This window comes from Methylobacterium sp. Leaf94, assembly GCF_001426045.1.
Lineage (GTDB): Bacteria > Pseudomonadota > Alphaproteobacteria > Rhizobiales > Beijerinckiaceae > Methylobacterium.
This window is the reverse complement of record NZ_LMRM01000005.1, coordinates 153,517-172,518: the sequence shown is the minus strand read 5'-3', so window position 1 is coordinate 172,518 and position 19,002 is coordinate 153,517. Positions and strand designations below refer to the sequence as shown.

Annotated in this window: 16 protein-coding genes; 3 read left to right on the top strand and 13 right to left on the bottom strand. The window is 70.9% G+C overall.

All coding sequences use genetic code 11. The features are described 5' to 3' along the window. Window positions 1–158: 158 nt before the first annotated feature. Entirely contained in the window at window positions 159–1,652 is a 1,494-nt protein-coding gene (locus ASG63_RS04895; protein WP_056212647.1) for an AMP nucleosidase, read from the top strand. Window positions 1,653–1,751: 99 nt separating this feature from the next. On the opposite strand, the gene ASG63_RS04890 is transcribed toward ASG63_RS04895, so the two are convergent. The 11 genes from ASG63_RS04890 to ASG63_RS04840 are packed head-to-tail and all read right to left on the bottom strand — an operon-like array spanning window position 1,752 to window position 13,642. Continuing rightward, window positions 1,752–3,032: an ATP-binding protein gene (locus ASG63_RS04890; RefSeq protein WP_056212644.1), complete on the bottom strand. Its 1,281-nt coding sequence runs from the start codon at window positions 3,030–3,032 to the stop codon at window positions 1,752–1,754. 28 nt (window positions 3,033–3,060) lie between these two features. Continuing rightward, window positions 3,061–4,098 (bottom strand): lysylphosphatidylglycerol synthase domain-containing protein, encoded by a 1,038-nt coding sequence (locus ASG63_RS04885; RefSeq protein ID WP_056212642.1) that lies wholly within the window; start codon window positions 4,096–4,098, stop codon window positions 3,061–3,063. Window positions 4,099–4,156: 58 nt separating this feature from the next. Beyond that, window positions 4,157–4,867 carry a uracil-DNA glycosylase gene (locus tag ASG63_RS04880; protein ID WP_082559179.1) on the bottom strand — a complete coding sequence of 237 codons (711 nt, stop codon included), beginning with the start codon at window positions 4,865–4,867 and terminating at the stop codon, window positions 4,157–4,159. Continuing rightward, entirely contained in the window at window positions 4,857–5,621 is a 765-nt protein-coding gene (locus ASG63_RS04875; RefSeq protein WP_056212640.1) for a PIG-L deacetylase family protein, read from the bottom strand. The genes ASG63_RS04880 and ASG63_RS04875 overlap by 11 nt, the downstream gene beginning before the upstream one ends. Window positions 5,622–5,625: 4 nt before the next feature. Then, window positions 5,626–6,849, bottom strand: coding sequence for a glycosyltransferase family 4 protein (locus ASG63_RS04870; protein WP_056212638.1), 1,224 nt, complete (start codon window positions 6,847–6,849; stop codon window positions 5,626–5,628). Further along, window positions 6,846–7,691, bottom strand: a complete 846-nt coding sequence (locus ASG63_RS04865) for a sugar phosphate isomerase/epimerase family protein (protein ID WP_056212637.1) — start codon at window positions 7,689–7,691, stop codon at window positions 6,846–6,848. The genes ASG63_RS04870 and ASG63_RS04865 overlap by 4 nt, the downstream gene beginning before the upstream one ends. Further along, window positions 7,688–9,277, bottom strand: coding sequence for a YcaO-like family protein (locus ASG63_RS04860; protein ID WP_056212634.1), 1,590 nt, complete (start codon window positions 9,275–9,277; stop codon window positions 7,688–7,690). The genes ASG63_RS04865 and ASG63_RS04860 overlap by 4 nt, the downstream gene beginning before the upstream one ends. Window positions 9,278–9,296: 19 nt before the next feature. Beyond that, the gene (locus ASG63_RS04855; protein ID WP_056212631.1) at window positions 9,297–10,313 is read right to left on the bottom strand and encodes a Gfo/Idh/MocA family protein; all 1,017 of its coding nucleotides are present in this window, start codon (window positions 10,311–10,313) and stop codon (window positions 9,297–9,299) included. Continuing rightward, on the bottom strand, window positions 10,313–11,497 hold the full coding sequence (locus ASG63_RS04850; protein ID WP_056212629.1) for a class I SAM-dependent methyltransferase: 1,185 nt from the start codon (window positions 11,495–11,497) through the stop codon (window positions 10,313–10,315). The genes ASG63_RS04855 and ASG63_RS04850 overlap by 1 nt, the downstream gene beginning before the upstream one ends. Window positions 11,498–11,528: 31 nt before the next feature. Beyond that, window positions 11,529–12,452 carry a hypothetical protein gene (locus tag ASG63_RS04845; protein WP_056212627.1) on the bottom strand — a complete coding sequence of 308 codons (924 nt, stop codon included), beginning with the start codon at window positions 12,450–12,452 and terminating at the stop codon, window positions 11,529–11,531. After that, window positions 12,452–13,642 carry an inositol-3-phosphate synthase gene (locus ASG63_RS04840; RefSeq protein ID WP_056212625.1) on the bottom strand — a complete coding sequence of 397 codons (1,191 nt, stop codon included), beginning with the start codon at window positions 13,640–13,642 and terminating at the stop codon, window positions 12,452–12,454. The genes ASG63_RS04845 and ASG63_RS04840 overlap by 1 nt, the downstream gene beginning before the upstream one ends. A 317-nt stretch (window positions 13,643–13,959) precedes the next feature. Here ASG63_RS04840 and ASG63_RS04835 point away from each other — a divergent pair, with 317 nt between their 5' ends. Beyond that, a complete protein-coding gene (locus ASG63_RS04835) occupies window positions 13,960–15,144 on the top strand; it encodes a transglycosylase SLT domain-containing protein (protein ID WP_056212710.1) in 1,185 nt (394 codons plus the stop codon). Window position 15,145: 1 nt separating this feature from the next. On the opposite strand, the gene ASG63_RS04830 is transcribed toward ASG63_RS04835, so the two are convergent. Next, complete coding sequence (locus tag ASG63_RS04830; RefSeq protein ID WP_056212622.1) at window positions 15,146–16,786, bottom strand: DHA2 family efflux MFS transporter permease subunit; 1,641 nt, start codon at window positions 16,784–16,786, stop codon at window positions 15,146–15,148. Next, window positions 16,783–18,054: an HlyD family secretion protein gene (locus ASG63_RS04825; protein WP_082559182.1), complete on the bottom strand. Its 1,272-nt coding sequence runs from the start codon at window positions 18,052–18,054 to the stop codon at window positions 16,783–16,785. The genes ASG63_RS04830 and ASG63_RS04825 overlap by 4 nt, the downstream gene beginning before the upstream one ends. 220 nt (window positions 18,055–18,274) lie before the next feature. Here ASG63_RS04825 and ASG63_RS04820 point away from each other — a divergent pair, with 220 nt between their 5' ends. Further along, window positions 18,275–18,919, top strand: coding sequence for an HdeD family acid-resistance protein (locus ASG63_RS04820; protein ID WP_156394068.1), 645 nt, complete (start codon window positions 18,275–18,277; stop codon window positions 18,917–18,919). Window positions 18,920–19,002: the final 83 nt, after the last annotated feature.

The window sequence follows — 19,002 nt, the reverse complement described above, 5'->3', positions numbered from 1 at the left end:
GGAGGCGAAACGAAATGGTTGTATTGGAGCCAAGCGGCAATTCGGAATCGCCCAGGCCGCGATGACGGTGGATAAAAATCCCCGATCCGTCCCGCGTTCGCCTCCCGGGTTCGCCCGGTGTAAGACCCTGGGGACCGAGCGCCTGGGCAGGAGTCACCGTGATCCGCGACGAGTTGCGACCGATGGAATCCGTCTCCGATGCCGAGACCGCGGTGGAACGCCTGGCGGCGCTCCATGCGGGGGCGATCGCGGCGTTGCGTTCGGCCCTCGCGCGCTATCTCGATGGCGGCCCGCCGCCGGACGCGACGGAGCGGCTGCAGTTCCGCTATCCGGAACTGCGCCTCACCTACCAGCCGGCCGGGCCGATGCCGCAGGTCTCCCGGGCCACGGCCAAGCTCCAGGCGCCGGGCACCTACGCCACCACCGTGACCCAGCCGGACCATTTTCGCGGCTACCTGCTGGAGCAGTTGTGGCCCCTGGTTCGGGACTACGCCGTCACCCTGGAGGTCGGCCTCAGCGCCCAGGAGATCCCGTATCCCTACGTGATCGAGCCGGGCGCCGATCTCGGGCGCAGCGGCGTCACCCCGCGGGACCTCGCCACCTACTTCCCGGTGCCGCTGCTCTCGGTGGTGGGCGACGAGATCGCGGACGGGCTCTGGCAGGACCTGCCCGACGCGCCGCGCCCGCTCGCCCTCTTCGACGCGATCCGGACCGACTACTCGCTCCGGCGCCTGGTGCACTACACCGGCAGCGACTGGGGCGACGTGCAGCCCTGGATCCTGCTGACCAACTACCACCGCTACGTCGACGGCTTCATCCGCCACGGCCTGGAGCGCCTGGCGCGCGGCGACGAGGGGTTCGAGCGGATGATCCTGCCGGGCGGCGTCACCGTCTCGCGGGCGGAGGCCGCCACCGTCGATCCGGCCGCGCTGATCGCCGCCTCGCCCTGGCACAAGTACCAGATGCCGGCCTACCACCTCGTGGCCCGGGGCCCCGACGGCAGCCAGCAGGGGACGACCCTGGTGAACATCGGCGTCGGCCCGTCCAACGCGAAGACGATCACCGACCACCTCGCGGTCCTGCGCCCGCATTGCTGGCTCATGGTCGGCCATTGCGGCGGCCTGCGCCAGTCGCAGACCATCGGCGACTACGTCCTCGCCCACGGCTATTTCCGCCGCGACCGCATCCTCGACGAGCTGGTGCCGCCGGACGTGCCGGTGCCGGCGCTGGCCGAGGTGCAGCTCGCCCTCCAGGCGGCGGCCGCCCACGTCACCGGCGAGCGCAGCGAGGACCTGAAGCGGCGGCTCCGGACGGGCACGGTCGTCACCTACGACGACCGCAACTGGGAGCTCCGCTTCAGCCAGGAGCGGCGGCGCATCAACCTGTCCCGCGCCATCGGCGTCGACATGGAGAGCGGCACCATCGCGGCGCAGGGCTATCGCCTGCGGGTTCCCTACGGCACGCTGCTCTGCGTCTCCGACAAGCCGCTCCACGGCGAGATCAAGCTGCCCGGCGCCGCCAACGCCTTCTACGAGCGGGCGGTGGCCGAGCACCTGCTCATCGGCCTCGCCGCCCTCGACAACCTGCGGGCCGAGCGCCATGGCCTGCATTCGCGCAAACTGCGCAGCTTCGACGAGCCGCCGTTCCGCTAGAGCATTTTCGGTCATCTCCAGATCACCGAAAATGCCCTTTCCTATTGTGTGGTCGCGTTGTCTTCACGCGAGCCGGCATCCACCGCGCTTGAAAACGCTCTAGGCCGGCTCGGCGAGGACGTCCGGGGGCTCGACGGCCTCGAATTCCGGAAAAATCGCCCGCACGGTGGTGCCCGCGTCGGGCACGCTCTCGATCAGCAGGCGGCCCCGGTGCCGGTTGACGATGTGCTTGACGATGGCGAGGCCGAGGCCGGTCCCGCCCTGGTCGCGGCTGGAGGCGACGTCGACCCGGTAGAACCGTTCGGTCAGGCGCGGGATGTGCTCGGCCGCGATCCCCGGCCCGTGGTCGCGCACGGCGAGCTCGATGCTCGTCCGCCCGCTGGCCGCCTCGGTCTGGCGCCGAAGCGCGACCTCGACGCGCCCTCCGCTGCCGCCGTACTTCACCGCGTTCTCGATCAGGTTCTCGACCACCCGCAGCAGCTCGTCGCGCTCGCCCAGGATGGGGAAGGCGCCCTCGGCGGCGACGCTCAGCACCACGCCGCGGTCGCGGGCCAGCGGCCCCTGCGTGTCCACCATCTGCCGGGCGATCCGGGTCAGGTCGACGGGGCGCGTCGGCGGCACGTGCTCGCGCAGCTCGATCCGCGACAGCGACAGGAGGTCGTCGACGAGGCGCGCCATCCGCTGTGCCTGGGTCTTCATGATGCCGAGGAAGCGTTCGCGCGCCGGCGGGTCGTTGCGGGCCGGGCCCTGCAGCGTCTCGATGAAGCCCAGCAGCGAGGCCAGCGGCGTGCGCAGCTCGTGGCTGGCATTGGCGACGAAATCGACCCGCGTCGCCTCCAGGCGCCGGGCCGAGGTGAGGTCGCGCAGGAACAGCACCACGTTGGGCTGCCCGCCCACCACCCCGTCCGGCATCGGCAGGGCGCCGATCTGCACCTCGAAGGCGCGCTCGGTGGGGACGCGCGTGGCGTAGAGCGTCTTGAGCGGGGCGCCGGTGCGCAGCACCTCCTCGATCCCGTCGAGGACGTCGGGGGCCCGCAGGGCGAAGGAGAGCGGGTGGCGCAGCTTCAGGGCCGGCAGCAGGGCCCGGGCGGCGGGATTGACCTCGATCACCACCGCACGGCGATCCACGAGGATGACGGGATCGGGAATGTTGGCGAGGAGCGCTTCCGCCACCGAATGCCGGCTGGCCCCGGGGCTCTCGGTCACCCGCACGATGCGGGCCCGCCCGAGGCTGCCGATGACGCCGCCGAGGCAGAGGACGACCAGGGAGGCCGCGATCATCGGTCCGTCGAGGGTTCCCCGTCCGGCCGCGAACACCCCGAGTCCCACCGTCGCGACGGTGGCGGCGGTCCAGGATGATCGGCGTGCGCCCCGTGCCATGCGGACCCTCCCGGCTCAGCTCCGCGCCTCAGGCCCGGGCGGCCCGGGTGCGCTTGACGATCTCGTAGACGGTCAACATGGCCAGCGCGATGACGAAGGGCACGAGATAATAGCAGACCCGGAACAGCAGCAGCGATCCGAGCACCTGGTCCCGGGGCAGGCTCGACAGCGCGAGGAGGATCGTCGCCTCGAACACCCCGATGCCGCCCGGCGCGTTCGAGGCGATGCCCAGCATGGCCGCCAGGACGTAGATCGCCACGAAGGTGGTGAAGCCGATGGAGGTGCCCGCCGGGAGAAGCACGTAGAGCGTCGCGGCCGCCGCGCAGACGTCGCCGATGCCCACCACCATCTGGCTCAGGGAGACCGAGGCGCCCGGCAGTTCGAGCCGCCAGCTCTTCACCCGGACGTGGCGGCGCTTGAGGGAGACCCAGAGCAGGTAGGCCACCACGGCGAGGAGGGCGCCGAAGCCGACCCCCTGATTCAGCGCGATGCTGGTGAAGGTGAGGGCGGCGAGCTGGCCGGCCTCGACGATGAGGCTGAGGCCCAGGACGACGCCCATCCCGAGCCAGAAGGTGAAGCCCGCGATCACCGTCAGGGCGGCGATCTTGGCCGCTCCCAGCCCCTTGCTCGAGTAGATCCAGTAGCGGATCGTCCCGGCCGTCAGGAGCGGGAAGCCGAGGGTGAAGCTGACGGCGTAACTCGTGAACGAGGCCAGGGCCGTCGTCCGGTACGGAACCTTCAGCTTGAGCTGCCGGAGGGCCAGGGCATCGTAGCAGGTGAGGAAGAGGTAGCTCAGGCCGACGAACAGGAAGGCGAAGCCGAGCTGTTCGGCCGAGGCGCCCGTGAAGGCCGCGTGCATCTCGGCCCAGGTGACCGTTTCGACGAGCTTCCACAGGACGAACAGCGAGCCCGCCAGGATGGCGAGGCTGGCGATGGTGCCGAGCCAGGCGTAGCGACCGCGCAGGCCGCCCTTCGGCGCCTCGGTCTCCGCCGCGTCGATCGGCGACGCCCCGGGCGCGAGCGCCTCGGCCGTCTCGATCTGCTTCTGCTGTCTCGCAAAGTTCATCGTGTCGGCGTCCGCCTCCGCTGGGCTCCCCGCGCACGGCCGCATCGGCGGCATGGGGTCAACCCGAGCTTGTGCCGGACCACGGCCCGTCGCCCGCATTTAGGGGCATCGGCCGGCAATTGCCAGCGAGGGAGGCGCAATGCCCACCGGCGATGCAGGCTTGCGCCTCCGCCAGCCCCGCCCGGATGCGCGCGGCGACGCTCGGCGCCGTGCAGACAAAGGTCGGGCTCGGATGCGGAATCGGGATCAGCCTCAAATCCGGACGCGACGCTTCGAGGTCCGACTGCGCGAAGCCCGCGACCCGTCCGGAGAGCACGACGACGCGCAGGTGCGGCAGGCAGGCGAGGAGGGGCGTCAGCCAGGGCAGAGCCTGCCGCACCTCGGACCGGCGCGGGAGCCGGTTGCGGGCGCCGGGGGCGTGGATGACCCACGGAATCGTGTTCCAGATCAGGGTGTCGCGGCGGGCGATCCCGGCCTCGGCGAGGAAGCGGAAGAGGTTGGCGGCGGTGCCCGTCGGGTTGTCCCGCGAGACGAGGCCGGTGCCGCGGATGCGCGGACCCGGCGTCTCCAGGAGCAGCAGCAGGCGGGCCGCGACGCCGCCGTCGAGGGGGTCGGGCTCGGGGACTTCGGCGCCCTGCGCCGCGGCGATCGCCCGGCCGAGGGCGCGGATCGGGGCGAGGTGGGGGCTGTCGAGCCGGGACTTGCGCGCGGCCAGGGTGATGGGGTCACGCAGGCTCTTTGGTTCGGCGGGCGGCGCGTCAGCCGACATCGGCGACGAGGCGCCCCAGGCTTTCCGGCAGGGTGCCCTGCCGGCGGAAGCGCTCGCGCCCGTCCTCCTGCGCCAGGCGCTGGGCGAGGCCCTCGGGACCGCCGAACTGGAAGCCGAGCTGCGTCGCGTAGGCCGCGCAGGCCGCGCCCTTGGCCACCCGGCCCTCGGGGCCGAACCGGCATTCCGTCTCCGGCAGATCGGTGAAGCGCGGGCGCAGGGGCTCCTTCGGGGTCTGGTCGCGCACCGTGTAGGGAAAGTCGCGCCACCACAGGATCGGCGCGGTCGGCTCGGCCGCGTCCAGGGCGCGGACCACCTGGACGTGATCCACATGCCCGCCGATGCCCTGGGGGGCCAGGACGAGGTCGGGTGCCGTCTCGGCGAGGAGCGCTCGGATCGCGCGGGTCAGGTCGGGCACGATGGTGTCCTCGGCCCGCACCACGCCGAACAGCTCCGGCGCCGAGCCGTAGCCGCGATGCGGCGCCTCGCGGAAGGGCCAATGGCGCGGGGGTGCGAGCAAAAGCGCGGCCACGGCTGCCGCATCCTCGGCCCGGCGCAGGTCCATGTAGTCGATCTCGGGCCCGAGCCCCTTGTCGGTCTGGCAGGCGAGGGCGAAGCCGGTCGGGTTCGCCACCGAGGCGGTGAACACCGTCACGGTCTCGACCTGCCAACCCGCCCGGCCGAGGGCGTGGAGCAGCCCGCCGCAGGAGAAGGCGGCATCGTCGAGATGCGGCGACAGGGTGAGGGCGGTGGGCATCGGCTCAGAGCAGGTGCGGTTCGGCGCGGAAGCGGCAGGACGGGTCGTGCGGCAGGGTCGCGGCGAAATCGGTCGCCGGGCGCTCGTTCGCCACGCGCGCGTACACGTCCATGATCTGCCGGCCCACCGCCCGCCAGGAATAGACCTGCCGGCACTCGGCGAGCCCATCCTCGGCCAGGCGCCGGCGCAGGGGCTCGTCCTCGATGACGCGGGCCAGGGCCTCGGCCAGGGCCGGTACGTCGCCGGGCTGGACCAGGAGTCCGTTCTCGCCGTCGCGCAGGCAGTCCGAGACGCCGACCGCATGGGTCGAGACCACCGCGAGCCCGGCGGCCATCGCCTCCAGGATCGTGTTGGAGAATCCTTCCGCATAGGTCGGCGAGACGAAGACGTCCGCCGCCCGGTAGAGATCCGGCACGGTGTCGTAGTCGGCGTAGCCGGTGAAGCGGATCTCGGCTTCCGAGAATTTCAGGTCCGCTGCGCGAGCCTTCGACGAGTCCACGTCCGGCCCGATGCCGGAGATGATCGCTTCGAACGGGATGGCGCGGGCGCGCAGCTGCGCGAGGGCGTCGATGAAGTCGAGGACGCCTTTCCGGCGGTCGACTCGGCCGTGATAGAACAGCCGCACCGGGCCGGGATGGTTATCGGGGCCGGGCGTGAAGCGCGCGGTGTCGACCGCACCCGGCACGATGGTGAAGCGGGCGGGGTCCGAGCCGAGCCGGTCGCAGACCTCGCCGACGAAGGAGGCGCCGCCGATCAGCAGGGCGTTGGCATGGGCCAGGACTTCGCACATGGCGACCCGGTGGGTCTCGCAGCACGAGCCGACCCAGTGGCCGTCGCCGCCCTGGATCGAGACCACGTTCGGCACGCCGAGGGCGCGCGAGGCCAGGAGCGTGGCCCAACCGGTGGGGTAGCCGTACTGCGCGTGCAGGATGTCGAAGGGCTTCTTCGCGTGCTCGGTGCGAATCGCCGCCACCATCGTGTCGATGTCGCGCTCGAAGTCGCCGCTCTCCTGCTCGCCGAGCTGTTCCAGGCCGATCACGGTGACGCCGGGGACGTCGGGCGGCGGGCCGCCGCCATAGACGCGGGTGCCGAAGGCGTCGCCGCGATACTGGGAGATCATCGTGACGTCGTGGTCGGCCTCGACCAACTCGCGCAGCAGGTTCTGCGCGTAGACGCTCATGCCGGAGATCGCCGGGAAGTAGCGGCGCGAGACGAAGCAGATCCTCACGCGGAGGCTCCCGGGTTCGGATTGCGGCAATCGCGGAGGTAGTTCAGCGAGGCCGGCACCATCAGGTCGGCGCGGTGGCTCTCGCGGGAGAGCTCGACGCAGATCAGCCGGTCGAACCGGATCGCCTCGAGGGCGTCCAGCACGCCGGGCACGTCCATGTCGCCCTCGCCGAAGGGCAGGTGGACGTGGATGCCCCGCGCCATGTCCTCGAGGGCCACGGTGCCGATGCGGTCGGCGAACTCGCCGACGGCGACGGCCGGGTCGCGCTCGCCGGTGACGAGGCAGTGGCCGGTGTCGAGGGCGAGCTTCAGGCCCGGCAGGTCCAGGGCGGCGTAGTCGTCCAAGGTCTCGATCAGCATGCCGGGCTCGGGCTCCAGGCAGGCGACGACGTTCTGCTCGGCGGCGTAGGCGACGACCTCGGTCAGGCCCTCGCGCAGCCAGATCCTCGCCACGTCGGGATCGATGCCGGGCTTCGGCACGCCGGCCCAGAACGAGACCGCCTCGGACTGCAGGATCGCCGCGATGTCGACGGCGCGCTTGAGGAAGCCGATGCGCCGCGCCCGGCCGGACGCGTCGCCGCTGACCAGGGTCGGCTCGTGCTTGGCATTCGGGTCGAGGAGGAATCGGGCACCGGTCTCGATCACCGAGCCGAGGCCGAGGCGCTGCAGGCGGCTCGACACCCGCTGCGCCTCCTGCACCCAGGTCTCGGCGAAGGGGTCGAGGTGGTGGATGTCGAGGGTCAGCGCCACGCCCTGGTATCCGGACTCGGCGATGAGGTCGATCGCATCGTCCAGGCGGTGATGGGCGGTGCCGTTGGTGTTGTAGGCGAAGCGCAGACTCATGCGGCGCGGCCCTGCTGGCTCAGGCGGAACGGCGCGTGGTGCGATTCCGGCTCGCGATAGAGCGGGTAGTGGGCGCCCACGATCCGGTCGGCCAGCGCGGTGTCGAACAGCGGCTGCCCGCCGAAGTGCTCGATCGCCTCCGGGGTCAGGCGCACGGGCTTCAGGGTGTCGGTGGCCTCGCCGAAGCGGATCAGTGGGTGGTCGCGGTCGATGAGCTTCTGCGTGTTGCGCGCGCCGATGCGGTGATAGCTCATGGTCTCGACCTCGAGCCCCGGCACGATGGCCTTGACCACGCCGACCCGGCCGCCGGGCGGCGAGCAGTCGACGTAGAGCACGTCGAACCCGGCGTCCTCCAGCCGTTCGCGGGCGATGCGGCCCCGTGCGTGCCCGTCCGGGGCCTGCGTCGTGGGCAACTCCGAAAAGCGCTTGGTGGCGCGCTCGGAATAGACGGTGTCGCGCAAGGTCGCGGCGATGCCCTCGGGGGGCTGCACGATCCATTCGAGCATCGCCTTGAGGGCGCGGCTCTCCTCCAGATCGAGGCTCGGCAGGGCCTTGTCGATGAAGGCCTTGACGTAGCCCGGGGGCGTGACCCGCTCGGCGAAGGCGAGCGGCCCGTGGCCGAAGGCCTTGCGCACGCGGGCGGCCTGGAACTCGAGCAGCGCCTTGCGCAGGGCCCGCTCGCGGTCCGGGTCGCAGGCCTCGCCGCAGGCCGAGAGCGCGATCGGCACCGGCGTGTCGGCGAGGTTCCGGTCGTAGCCGACGACGTAGAGGTTGGTCAGGCCGAACTGATCGGTGGCGAATTTCGGCAGGGCCTTGATCCCGAGGGAATCCAGCCGATCGAGCATGCCGCGCGTCTCCGGGCCGAGGCCCTCCGACAGGTCGAGCACCACCCCCTGGTCGAGGGCGCGGAACAGGAGGCCGTTGCCGTCGCGCTGCAGGAGTTCGAGCAGGCCGTGGCCCAGCGCGAAGTCGACGTCCGGCCCGGCGCCGAGACCGTTGGTGATGAGGTTGGTGAAAGGCTTGTAGCCCTCCGACAGCTCGAAATAATCGGTGGCGGCGATGTCGAGCGGCATCAGCACCGTCTCGCCGCTGCGGGCGCGGAGGGCGGGCGTCCATTCGAGGGTGGTGGCGCGCCCCACCGGGCTGCCGGCGGGCAGGCACAGGGTGAGGGGATCGGCCACCGCGCCGGCGCCGTAGACCCGCACGAGGTCGTCGTAACTGGCGCGCTCCTTCTTGCGCGGCATCACGGCGAGTGAGGGCATCAGGTTCTCGGCGATCTCCGCGACCGCGCCGATGATCGCCTCATCGTCGGTGGCGCCGTAACCGATGCCGCTCGGCATGGCGCCGACGAAGAACGGATCATCGAGGAACAGCGACACGAACCAGACCGGGATGCCGGTGCGGTCCAGCGGCGCCAGGGGGAAGCCGACGATGCGGCCCTCCGGCAGGATGTCGAGATAGGCGCGCACCGGCTCGGGCAGGGCGGCCGGCAGGCCCTCGATCCGGCGGGGAGCGCCGTGTGTGTAGGCGCGCGGTGCCTTGATCCGGCTGTGGCGGGCGCGGTCGTCCTGGTCCTGCTCGTTCACGGTCGTGCGTTTCCGTTGTTCAGGCCGACGCTTCGTAGGCGCGGGCCAGCAAGCGCATGGTGTGAAGGTCGCGCGTTGCGCTGTAGGCCTCGCGCTCCTCCGGTCGGCGCAGGGCCGAGCCGAAGGCCTTCACCTGTTCGAGGAAGGGCGAGGCCTCCCCATCGAAGGGCAGAGTTTCAGAGACGCCGGTTGACCCGTCGGTGAACGACAGGGTTCCGCCTGCCACCTGTCCCATCGTGTCGACGGCGGTGAGCAGGCCCTGGGTGCCGGTGACTTCGAGGCGCCGGCGCGGCAGGGCGTCCGGGCAATTGTAGGCGACGTGCAGGTTGGCGAGGACGCCCGAGGGCGTGCGCCCGATCAGGAGTGCACCGTCGTCGACGGCGTAGTCCTGCGCCCGCGCCTGGGTCAGAGCGGCCAGATCGTGGATCGATTCGTCGAGGAGAAAGTCGACGAGGTCGAGGCCGTGGGGGGCGAGATCCATCAGGGCGCCGCCGCCGGCCTTGGCCGGGTCGATGCGCCAGTTGTCCTGGCCCGCGAAGGAGGTCCAGGCACGCGGCAGCCAGCAGGCATAGACGATGCGGATCGCCGTGACGGTGCCGAGGCGGCCCGCGCGGATGGCATCCCGCATGGCCCGGTGGGCCGGGTGGTGGCGCTGGTCGAAGGCGGTGCCGTAGAAGGTGTCGCCGCGCGCCAAGGCCGCGACCATCGCCTCGGCATCGTCGAGGGAGGCCGCCATCGGCTTCTCGCACAGGATCGCCTTGCCGGAGCCGGCCAGCGCCGCGATCGCCTCCCGGTGCAGGTGGTTCGGGGTGGCGACGTAGACCGCCTCGACCTCCGGGTCGTTCACGAGGTCTTCGAGCCGCGCGTAGGCCCGTGCGCCCTCGGCCTCGGCCGCCGCGCGCGAGGCCTCGCCCGGATCGGCGACGGCGACGAGCCGGTGCCCGGCCGCGCGGATACCCGGTGCCATGTAGTCGCGGGCGACCCAACCGTAGCCGACGATGCCCCAGGCGACGGGGCTCCACTTCGAACCCCCCATCACCAGCGCTCCGGCAGGTCGACATAGGTCCGGTCACGGACCCGGTCGGCCTCGGGCGCGTCGAGGTCGCCCTGCCAATCCAGGGTGTCCGGCCCGATGTAGGTCGACGGATAGGTGGCGCGGGCGGCGTACTCGGCCTCGTAGCGCTCGGACGGCCAGCGGATCGCGTGCCGCGCCCCGCCTTCGGAGAGGAAGAGCGGGTTGAGCCGAAGGCTCCGGCCGGGGCGCGGCACGGTGATGCCATCGATCACGCGGCGGGGGGCCGGGCGCATTCCGGGACCCGCCACCACCGAGAAGGCCTCGCAGGCGGTGAGGTCCTGGGGCTTGCGGGGGGAGGGGGCACGCCGCTCCACCATGGCCCGGGTCAGGTCGTCGTCGTCGTAGACGAGGCCGTCGGGGAAGAGCTCGTCGATCTCGGCGGCCGAGACGGCGCGCCCCGCCGAGAATCCCGGGCGGTCGCTGTTGTGGATGTGGCTGACGGCGAGCCAGCCGTCGTCACCGGCATTCTGGCGCAGGCATTCCAGCACCTCGGTCTTACGGTCGAGGAAGTAGAAGGCATCGTTGCAGACGACGAGGTCGACCGGCGCGCCCGGAATCGGCCAATGGGGCGAATTCGCATCGAAGCAGACGAGCTGGGCCGACTTGCCGACGACCCAGTGCCGGGCGACCCACAGCTTGGCGAAGACGACGTCGGCGCCCGCGACCTTGATGCCGCGGGTCTGGAATTCGCGCAGGTAGTGGCCGATGCCGCAGGCGAACTCGAACACGCAGATCGGGTCGTTCCAGTGGGCTTCGAGGAGCGTCAGCCCGGCCAGGAAGGTCGGGTCGGTCCAGCGATTCAGGAAGTAGTCGCCGACCCGGCCCCAGCCGAGCAGCCGCACCGCGTCGCGCAGGGAGCGTTTGTCCCGCTCGCGCACGAGTTCGTGGAGGTCCAGGGGATCGGCCGGCGGGCCCGTCCACCAGTCATCCTGGTCGGCGAGGAGACCTTCGAGGGCGAGGTTCGCCTCGCCGGAATCGAGCAGCGCCAGGGTTTGGGCCACGAGGTCGGCACGGTTGGTCCGCAGGTAGGGAATGCCGTCGATCACGGGCCAGCGCGCCCCGCTCACCCCGTCTCGGAGCGAGTGCGGGGTGTCGGCCTTGAGCGGCTCACCGGTCTCCGGCGAGCGAAGATCGAAGGGGATCATGACGGGGCACCCGCGCGGTCGCGAGGAAACATCACGGGATCTGCATGTCCTTGAGCACGCGGTCGTGGAAGCCCTTCACCGGACCCGCGTGAACGAGCTCCATCTCGTCGAGGACCGTGCCCATGGTCAGGGTCGCGGCCCGCAGATGCTGAGCGATCTGCAGGACGCGGTCGATGCAGTCGGCGGCGTGGAAGGCGCGGCCTTCCGCCGTGGCATCGTCGGGCAGGACGGCACGCGCCCGCTCAACGGTCTCCCGCAGTCCGGGATCGAGCTCGTCCAGGGCCCATCGCGTGGTGCGGGCCATGATCGGCAGGAGGTGGTCGCCGAGGAGCATCTCGCCGGTGAAGCCGGCATCCGGCATCGCGGCGTTGTGGAAGTGGTGGGCCATGGCGGCCAGGAAGACCTGGGTCGGGTCGGCCCGGTAGAACGGACTCAGCACGACGCCGTAGACCGCCACCATCAGGCAGTGCTCGGCGTGGTTCTCCGGCGGCTCCAGCAGGATGCGGGGCTTGCCGGGGCAGGTGACGCCGGCGCGGGGCTGATGCGCCAGGGCGGCGACGAAGCCCGGAAGGGGCCCCTGCCCGAAGCCCGACGGCGCGCGCAGGGCCGCCCGGAGGCGGTCCCGCAGGCCGGATTCGACGCTGTCGGTGACGGCATCGAAGCCCGCCACCAGGACGTCGGCCGTTTCGCCCGCGTCGAGCCCCGCGGAGGCCAGGAAGGCCGCGTCGAGGTCGCAGAGGCGGGCGGCGGCGAGCGCCTTGGCGGTGATGTCGAGGGCCACGGCCTCCGGCGCGGCGCCCCCCGTGAGGGCGCTCCAGCCCTGCGCGAAGAGGCGCTCGGCGATGGAGCCGGTGCGCCCGGCGGAGTGCACGCGCTTGAGGTCGTTGACCTCGACGAGGAGGGCGCGAAGCGCCAGCGGGGCCGCGGGACCGGCGCCCTCCGTCTGGGCGATCATCAGTGGGCGCCGAGCCACTCGAGCAGCATGGTCTGCTGCTTGCCGAAATCATGCTCGGGGCCGTGGCCGTTCTTCACCATGGGCGCCTTGAAGAAGCTCGAGAGCTGCTCCTGGGGGCCGCCGTCGCCGCGCTTCTTGGCGAGGTCGAGAACACGGGCGATCTCGATGACGAGGGGAGCGGCCAGGATCGAGTCCTTGCAGAGGAAGTTGACCTTGATCTGCATGCGCTGACCCAGGAACCCGGTGACGTCGATGTTGTCCCAGGCTTCCTTGTCGTCACCGCGGGGACGGTAATAGTGGATGTGCACGAGGTGGTCCTCGACCGGGTAGCCGAGGATCGAGTCGAGCACCGTGCCCTTGGTGTTGAGCTTCGACTGGAGCGAGTCCTTGTCGTTCAGCGCGAGGCCGTCACGGTTGCCGAGGATGTTGGTGGAGAACCAGCCATCGACGTGCAGGGCGCGCGCCTTCAGGGCGGGGGCCAGCACCGTCTTCATCATGGTCTGGCCGGTCTTGCCGTCCTTGCCCGCCACGGGGACGTTCAGGTCCTTGGCGAGTTCGAGCAGGGCCGGCACGTCGGCGGCGACGCTGGGGGTGAAGTTGGCGTAGGGGACGCCGCTCTTGATCGCCGCGTAGGCGTAGAGCATCGCCGGGCTGATCGACTCGTCGCTGCTGTCGAGGCCCTTCTCGAAGGCGGCCGTCGAGTTCAGGGTCGGGTCGGAGAGGTCGGGCCAGCGCTCGGTGGAGGCGAGGTTGATCACCACGACCTCGTCGAGATTGCTCTCGGCCTTGAAGCGGCGCAGGTCGTTGGCGATGACGGAGACCGCCTCGCGGTGGTCCTTGGCAACGATGCGGTTGGCACCCTCGATGTTCTTGCAGAACTTGGCGCTGCCGACGGCCGGCCAGGGCTTGATGCCCTTCAGGACCTGGGCGCCATTCTCGATATCCTGGGCGTTGAGGACGCCGTGGCCGGTAGCGGCGGAGGCGAGGTCATCGTCGTTCAGGTCCCATCCGCCGAACACGAGGTCCTTGTAGTCGGCCATCCCGGCGACGGGGACGCCCGCGAGGGGCAGGCCATCGAGGCGGTTAGATCCGGATTTAATCATCTCGATGCCTGCGATGGCGGTGGTGGCGACAGCGCCACCCATGCCAACGAACGCAACGCCGACGCGGCGACCGGTCTGCATGCTCATTGGGAAACGGCTTCCTTCTTCAGGCGAACGGGAGCCTGTCCCAACCTGGGGGCCGTTCCGCTCAGCCCTCACTAACTGGGCTTCCGGGGTTGCGTTCCAACCCTGGCCAGGACGCCTTTTTGACGCGGTGCGCCTGAACGGCCTCCGAACGAGGCGTTAAAAATTCGTAAATACAAGGGCTTAACCCAACGTTAAGCCTGCCATCGTTGAATCACGGAGCTGTCCCATTCTGGTCACAGCAGCCGGCGAGACGTCCCCTCGCTGAACGACAACGAAGCCGCGCCCGACGAAGGCAGCGGTACGAACAAGGACCAATGATGGGGGTTTTCCCGGAGCCGGCGCTCTGCGCCGACGACGTGAGCCGTCTCGCGCCCAACGAGACCTTCAACGCAGATCTGACCGTGGCGTGGCTGCCGCGGACCGAGCGCAGGACGCGCCGGACCTTCGCCACTCTCCGCCGCCGGACCCTTGCGACGCTCGTCACTGGCGCGCTGCTGGGCGGCGCCCTGCCGCAGAACGCCCTGGCCCCCGCCGCGGCGGCCCATGACCGGATCGACGAGCGCGCCCTGACGGCGCAGACCCTCGTCCGGGAGCAGTCCGCGCAAGCACCTGAAGCGACCAACGCGGCCGACTGGGCCGGGGTTCCGGTGGTCGAGCAGGAACCCGCGACGCTGTCGCTGATCGAGAGCGACCTCGCCGCCCTCGCCCAGAGCCGCGACGCCGCCGGCGCCGAGCGCCTGCGCTTCGGCGACATGGCCGTGCCGCGCGAGATCGTCGACACCATCCTGCGGGCCGCCACCGAAACCGGGGTCGATCCCGCCTACATGATGGCGCTGGCCGACAAGGAATCGAGCTTCTCGACCACGGTGAAGGCCTCGACCTCCTCCGCCGAAGGCCTGTTCCAGTTCCTGTCGGGTACCTGGCTCGAGCTCATCCGCACCTACGGCGCCCGCCACGGCCTCGCCGACGAGGCGGCGGCGGTGAAGGGGCGCGGCAGCGCCATCACGATCGCCGACGAGGCGGTGCGGACCCGCGTGCTGCGCCTGCGCCAGGACCCCTATGTCGCCGCCCTGATGGCGGGCGAGCTCATCAATCGCGACAAGGGCCGGATCGAGCAGCGCATCGGCCGCGACCTCTCCACCGCCGAGCTCTACTTCGCGCATTTCCTCGGCACCGCCAGCGCTGGCCGCTTCCTCGAGCTCACCGCCGAGAAGCCGGGCCAGGTCGCCAAGCAGGTCTTCAAGGCCGCGGCGAAGGCGAACCGGAGCCTGTTCACCGAGAAGGCCGGCAAGGGCCGCCGCAGCCTCACGGTCGCCGAGGTGCGCGAGAAGATCGGCGGCATGATCGACCGTCGCCTCGACCGCTACGAGGGCGTGGCCGCCCTGGCGGGACCCGAGCTGAAATCCGAGGTCACCCTCATGGAGATCGAGACCGACGCGGCCCCCACCCCGGCGCCGGCCGCACGCGTCCACGTCACCGAGGCGACCACGCCGGCCGACTGACTCAATGCCCGGCCGGCGCGCCCCCGCCGAGCTTGACCTTGCTGAGGATCATCGCGAGCGGCACCGCCGCCCCCGAAACGAGGCAGAGCGACCAGAACACGTCGATGTAGCCCCAGTACGCCACCTGGGTCTGGAGCTGCTGGCCGATCCAGGCGATGGCCTGGTTCTGCGCCTCGACGCCGGACGCCCCATGGGCCTGGAAGTACTGCGTCGCCGCCCGCAGGGTCTCTTGGTAGTTCGGGTTGGCGCCGGAGATGCTCTCCCCGAGCCGGCTCTGGTGGAATTGCTGCCGGTAGGCGAGCACGTTCTGGGCGAGGCTCACGCCCATCGAGCCGCCGACGTTGCGGGCGACGTTGATCAGCGCCGAAGCCTGGTCGGTCTGCCCCTTGTCGATCCCCTCGTAGGAGGCGGCGGTGATCGAGATGAAGATCATCGGCAGGCCGATGCCGATATAGATGCGCGACCAGGCGAAGAACCAGAAGCTGGTGTCGCCGTAGAGGCGCGTGAGGTCGTACATCGCCGCGGAGACGATCGCAGCGCCCAGGGCGATGAGGTATTTCGGCTGCACCTTGCCCGAGATCCGGCCGATCACCAGCATCATGAACACCGTGACGAGGCCGCCGGGCGCCAGGACGAGGCCCGCGAGGGTGGCGGTGTAGCCGTAATATTCCTGCACCAGCTGTGGCACGAACTGCGTCGTCGCGATCAGGATCGCGCCGGTGGCCATCATCACCAGGAAGCACGCGCCGAACTGGCGGCTGCCGAGGAGCCGGAGGTCCACGACCGGGTTCTTCCGGGTCAGCTCCCAGGGGATCATCGCCACGAAGGCGACGACGCAGATCGCCGCGAACACGATGATGAAGGTCGAGCCGAACCAGTCCTTGCGCTGGCCCTCGTCGAGGACGACCTCGAGCGACCCCAGGAAGGTGGCGACGAGGAGGAATCCCACTAGGTCGAAGCGCACGCCCGCGCGGCGCAGGCGACGCCGTTCCGCCGCCGCCCCCGGCGGGTCCTCCAGCAGCACATGCATCAGCCCGAGGGCGATCAGGCCGATGGGGCCGTTGATCAGGAAGCACCAGTGCCAGGAGACGTTGTCGGAGAGCCAGCCGCCCAGCGTCGGGCCGATCACGGGTGCCACCACCACGGCGAGGCCGTAGAGGGCGAAGGCCTGGCCGCGCTTCGCCGGCGGGAACGAATCGGCGAGGATCGACTGGGCCAGCGGCGCCATGCCGCCCCCGCCCAAGCCCTGGAGCACGCGGAAGACGAGGAGCGATTCGAGGTTCCAGGCAAAGCCGCACAGCACCGAGGCCACGGTGAAGAGCGCGATGCTCCACATAAAGAACGCCTTGCGGCCGAACCGCTTGGCGAGGAAGCTCGAGGCCGTGAGCACGATGGCGTTGGCCACGAGGTAGCTCGTCACAACCCAGGCCGCCTCGTCGGGGCCCACCGCCAGGCCCCCGGAGATGTAGCGCAGGGCCACGTTGGCGATGGTGGTGTCGAGCACCTCCATGAAGGTCGCCAGCGAGACGACGAGGGCGATGGCCCAGGGGTTGTGCCCGCCCGGCGCCTTGGCGGAGGCCCCCGACGCGTCGCTCGCCTTGCCCCCCGCCTTGCCCCCCGCCTGCGAAGCCGCACCGCTCACCGGACGTGGACCCGCGGCACGATCGACATGCCGGGGCCGATGGCGACGTCGGTGGGCCACTGGTCGACGACGATCTTCACCGGGATGCGCTGGACCACCTTCACGTAGTTGCCGGTGGCGTTCTGGGCCGGGAGCAGGCTGAAGGCGGTACCGGAGCCGGGCTGCACGGACTCCACGTGGCCGGTGATCTTGCGCTCGGGATAGGCATCGATCGCGATGTCGGCGTGCTGGCCCGGCCGCATGTCGGTGATCTGCGTCTCCTTGTAGTTCGCGATCACCCAGATGTCGTCGGGCACGAAGGTCGACAGCGTCTGCCCGGCCTGGGCGAACTGGCCCTTGGCGCCCGACAGCTGCACCAGCCGGCCCGGCTGGGCCGCCGTGACGGTGGTGTAGCCGAGGTTCAGTTCGGCCTGGGCCACCTGGGCCTTGCCGGTGGCGAGGCTGGCCTCGGCCCCCGCCTTCTGCGCATTGAGCGCGCCGACCTGGGTGCGCGCCGCGACGACGTTCGCCCGCGCGCGATCGTAGGCGGCCTGCTGCTGGTCGAGGGTCGAGGACGAAGATTGCGAGCGCTGGATCGTGCCTGCCCCCTTCTCGGCGAGGTCCCGGTAGCGGGCCGCATCCTCCCGGGCGAATTTCAGCGAGGCCTCGGCCTGCGTCACCTCCGCCTGGGAGGCGGCGACCTGCGCCTTCTGGCCCTCGATCTGCGCCTCGAAGTTGCGGATCGAGGCCTCGGCCGAGGCGACCTGCGCCTTCGCCTGCGCCAGGGCCACCGCGTAGTCGCGCCGGTCGATCTGGAAGAGAACGGCCCCGGTCTCGACATGCTGGTTGTCGGTGACCGGCACGTCCACGATGTAACCGGCGACCTTGGGCGCGATGGAGAATTGCCGCGCATCGACGAAGGCGTCGTCGGTGGATTCGAACGGGTGCAGGCGGGTCAGCCAGTAGACGTAGGCGCCGGCCGCCACGGCGACGACCGCCACGGTGATGCCAAGGGCCCAGAACGGATGCCGGCGCAGGATGTTCGGCTTGCTGTCCGCGTCGGACTCCTCGGCCGCAGCGGACTCCTCGCCCGAGCCGGACTTTTCGGACGAGCCGGACTTCTCGGGCGCGCCGGACTCCGCGCCCGGCTCGGTCTCGCCGGGGGGCGCCTCTCCGGGGGACCTCGTCGCGGACGCCGTCTCCTGCGGATCGGCCCCTTCCGGGTCGGAGGGCCGCACCGCGTCGCCCCGTGCGGGCTGGCGCCCCACGGCCTGCTGATCCTGAAGCATCGACGAACCGTCCGAACGCATCCAGGGGCCGCGCGATCGAAACCGCGCCGCCCGAAACTCCCGCCTCGGCGACAACAAGAAGTAGCGCCGGCGATTGTTCCCAGTGCGCATGACGTTTGCGGGCCCCGTCCGCGGCCCGACGGAACGTCCGAAATCCGGCGCGCGTTTTCGGGTTTGACGGGCCGGATCCCGGTTCGTCCGCAACCTGCAGGAGGCGCGTATGATCGCCGGTTCTTCCCTGTCGCCACCGGGTGCCGCCGGTCCGGGCGGCCTCGACCGTCTCGACGCAATGAGCACGGTGCTGGCCCGCAATTGGTGGTTGATGGCCTTGCGCGGGGTCGTCGCGATCCTGTTCGGGCTGATCGCCTTCGTGGCGCCCGGCGCCTTCGTCCTCTCCCTCGTGCTGTTCTTCGCCGCCTACATGCTGGTGGACGGCATCGTCGGCGTGATCGCCTCGGTGCGGGCCGCCCAGCGCCACGAGCGCTGGGGCTTCCTCCTCCTCGAAGGGCTCCTCGATCTCGTCGTCGGCGTCGCCGCCGTGCTCGTCCCGGCGGCAGCCGTCTGGGCCTTCGTTTACCTCGTGGCGTTCTGGGCCCTCGTCACCGGCGGCCTCATGGTGGCGGCGGGCTTCCGCCTGCATGCCCATTACGGGCGCTGGTGGCTGGTGCTCGGCGGCGGCGTCTCGATCCTCTTCGGCATCGCGCTCCTGGTCGATCCCGGCATGTCGGCCCTGGTCCTGACCTGGTGGATCGGCAGCTACACGATGGTGTTCGGAATCCTGCTGGTGCTCCTGGCCTTCCGCCTGCGCGGCCGCCACGCGGAGGCGGGCCGGCCCGGCCCCCTGGGGCACCCCGGAACGGCGTAGCTTTGGCCGCGCGAGATGGTCTAGAACCGGCGGGACACCGCGGGGCGCTTCGCCGCCCGAGCCCCGCCCCCCGTGACCATGGC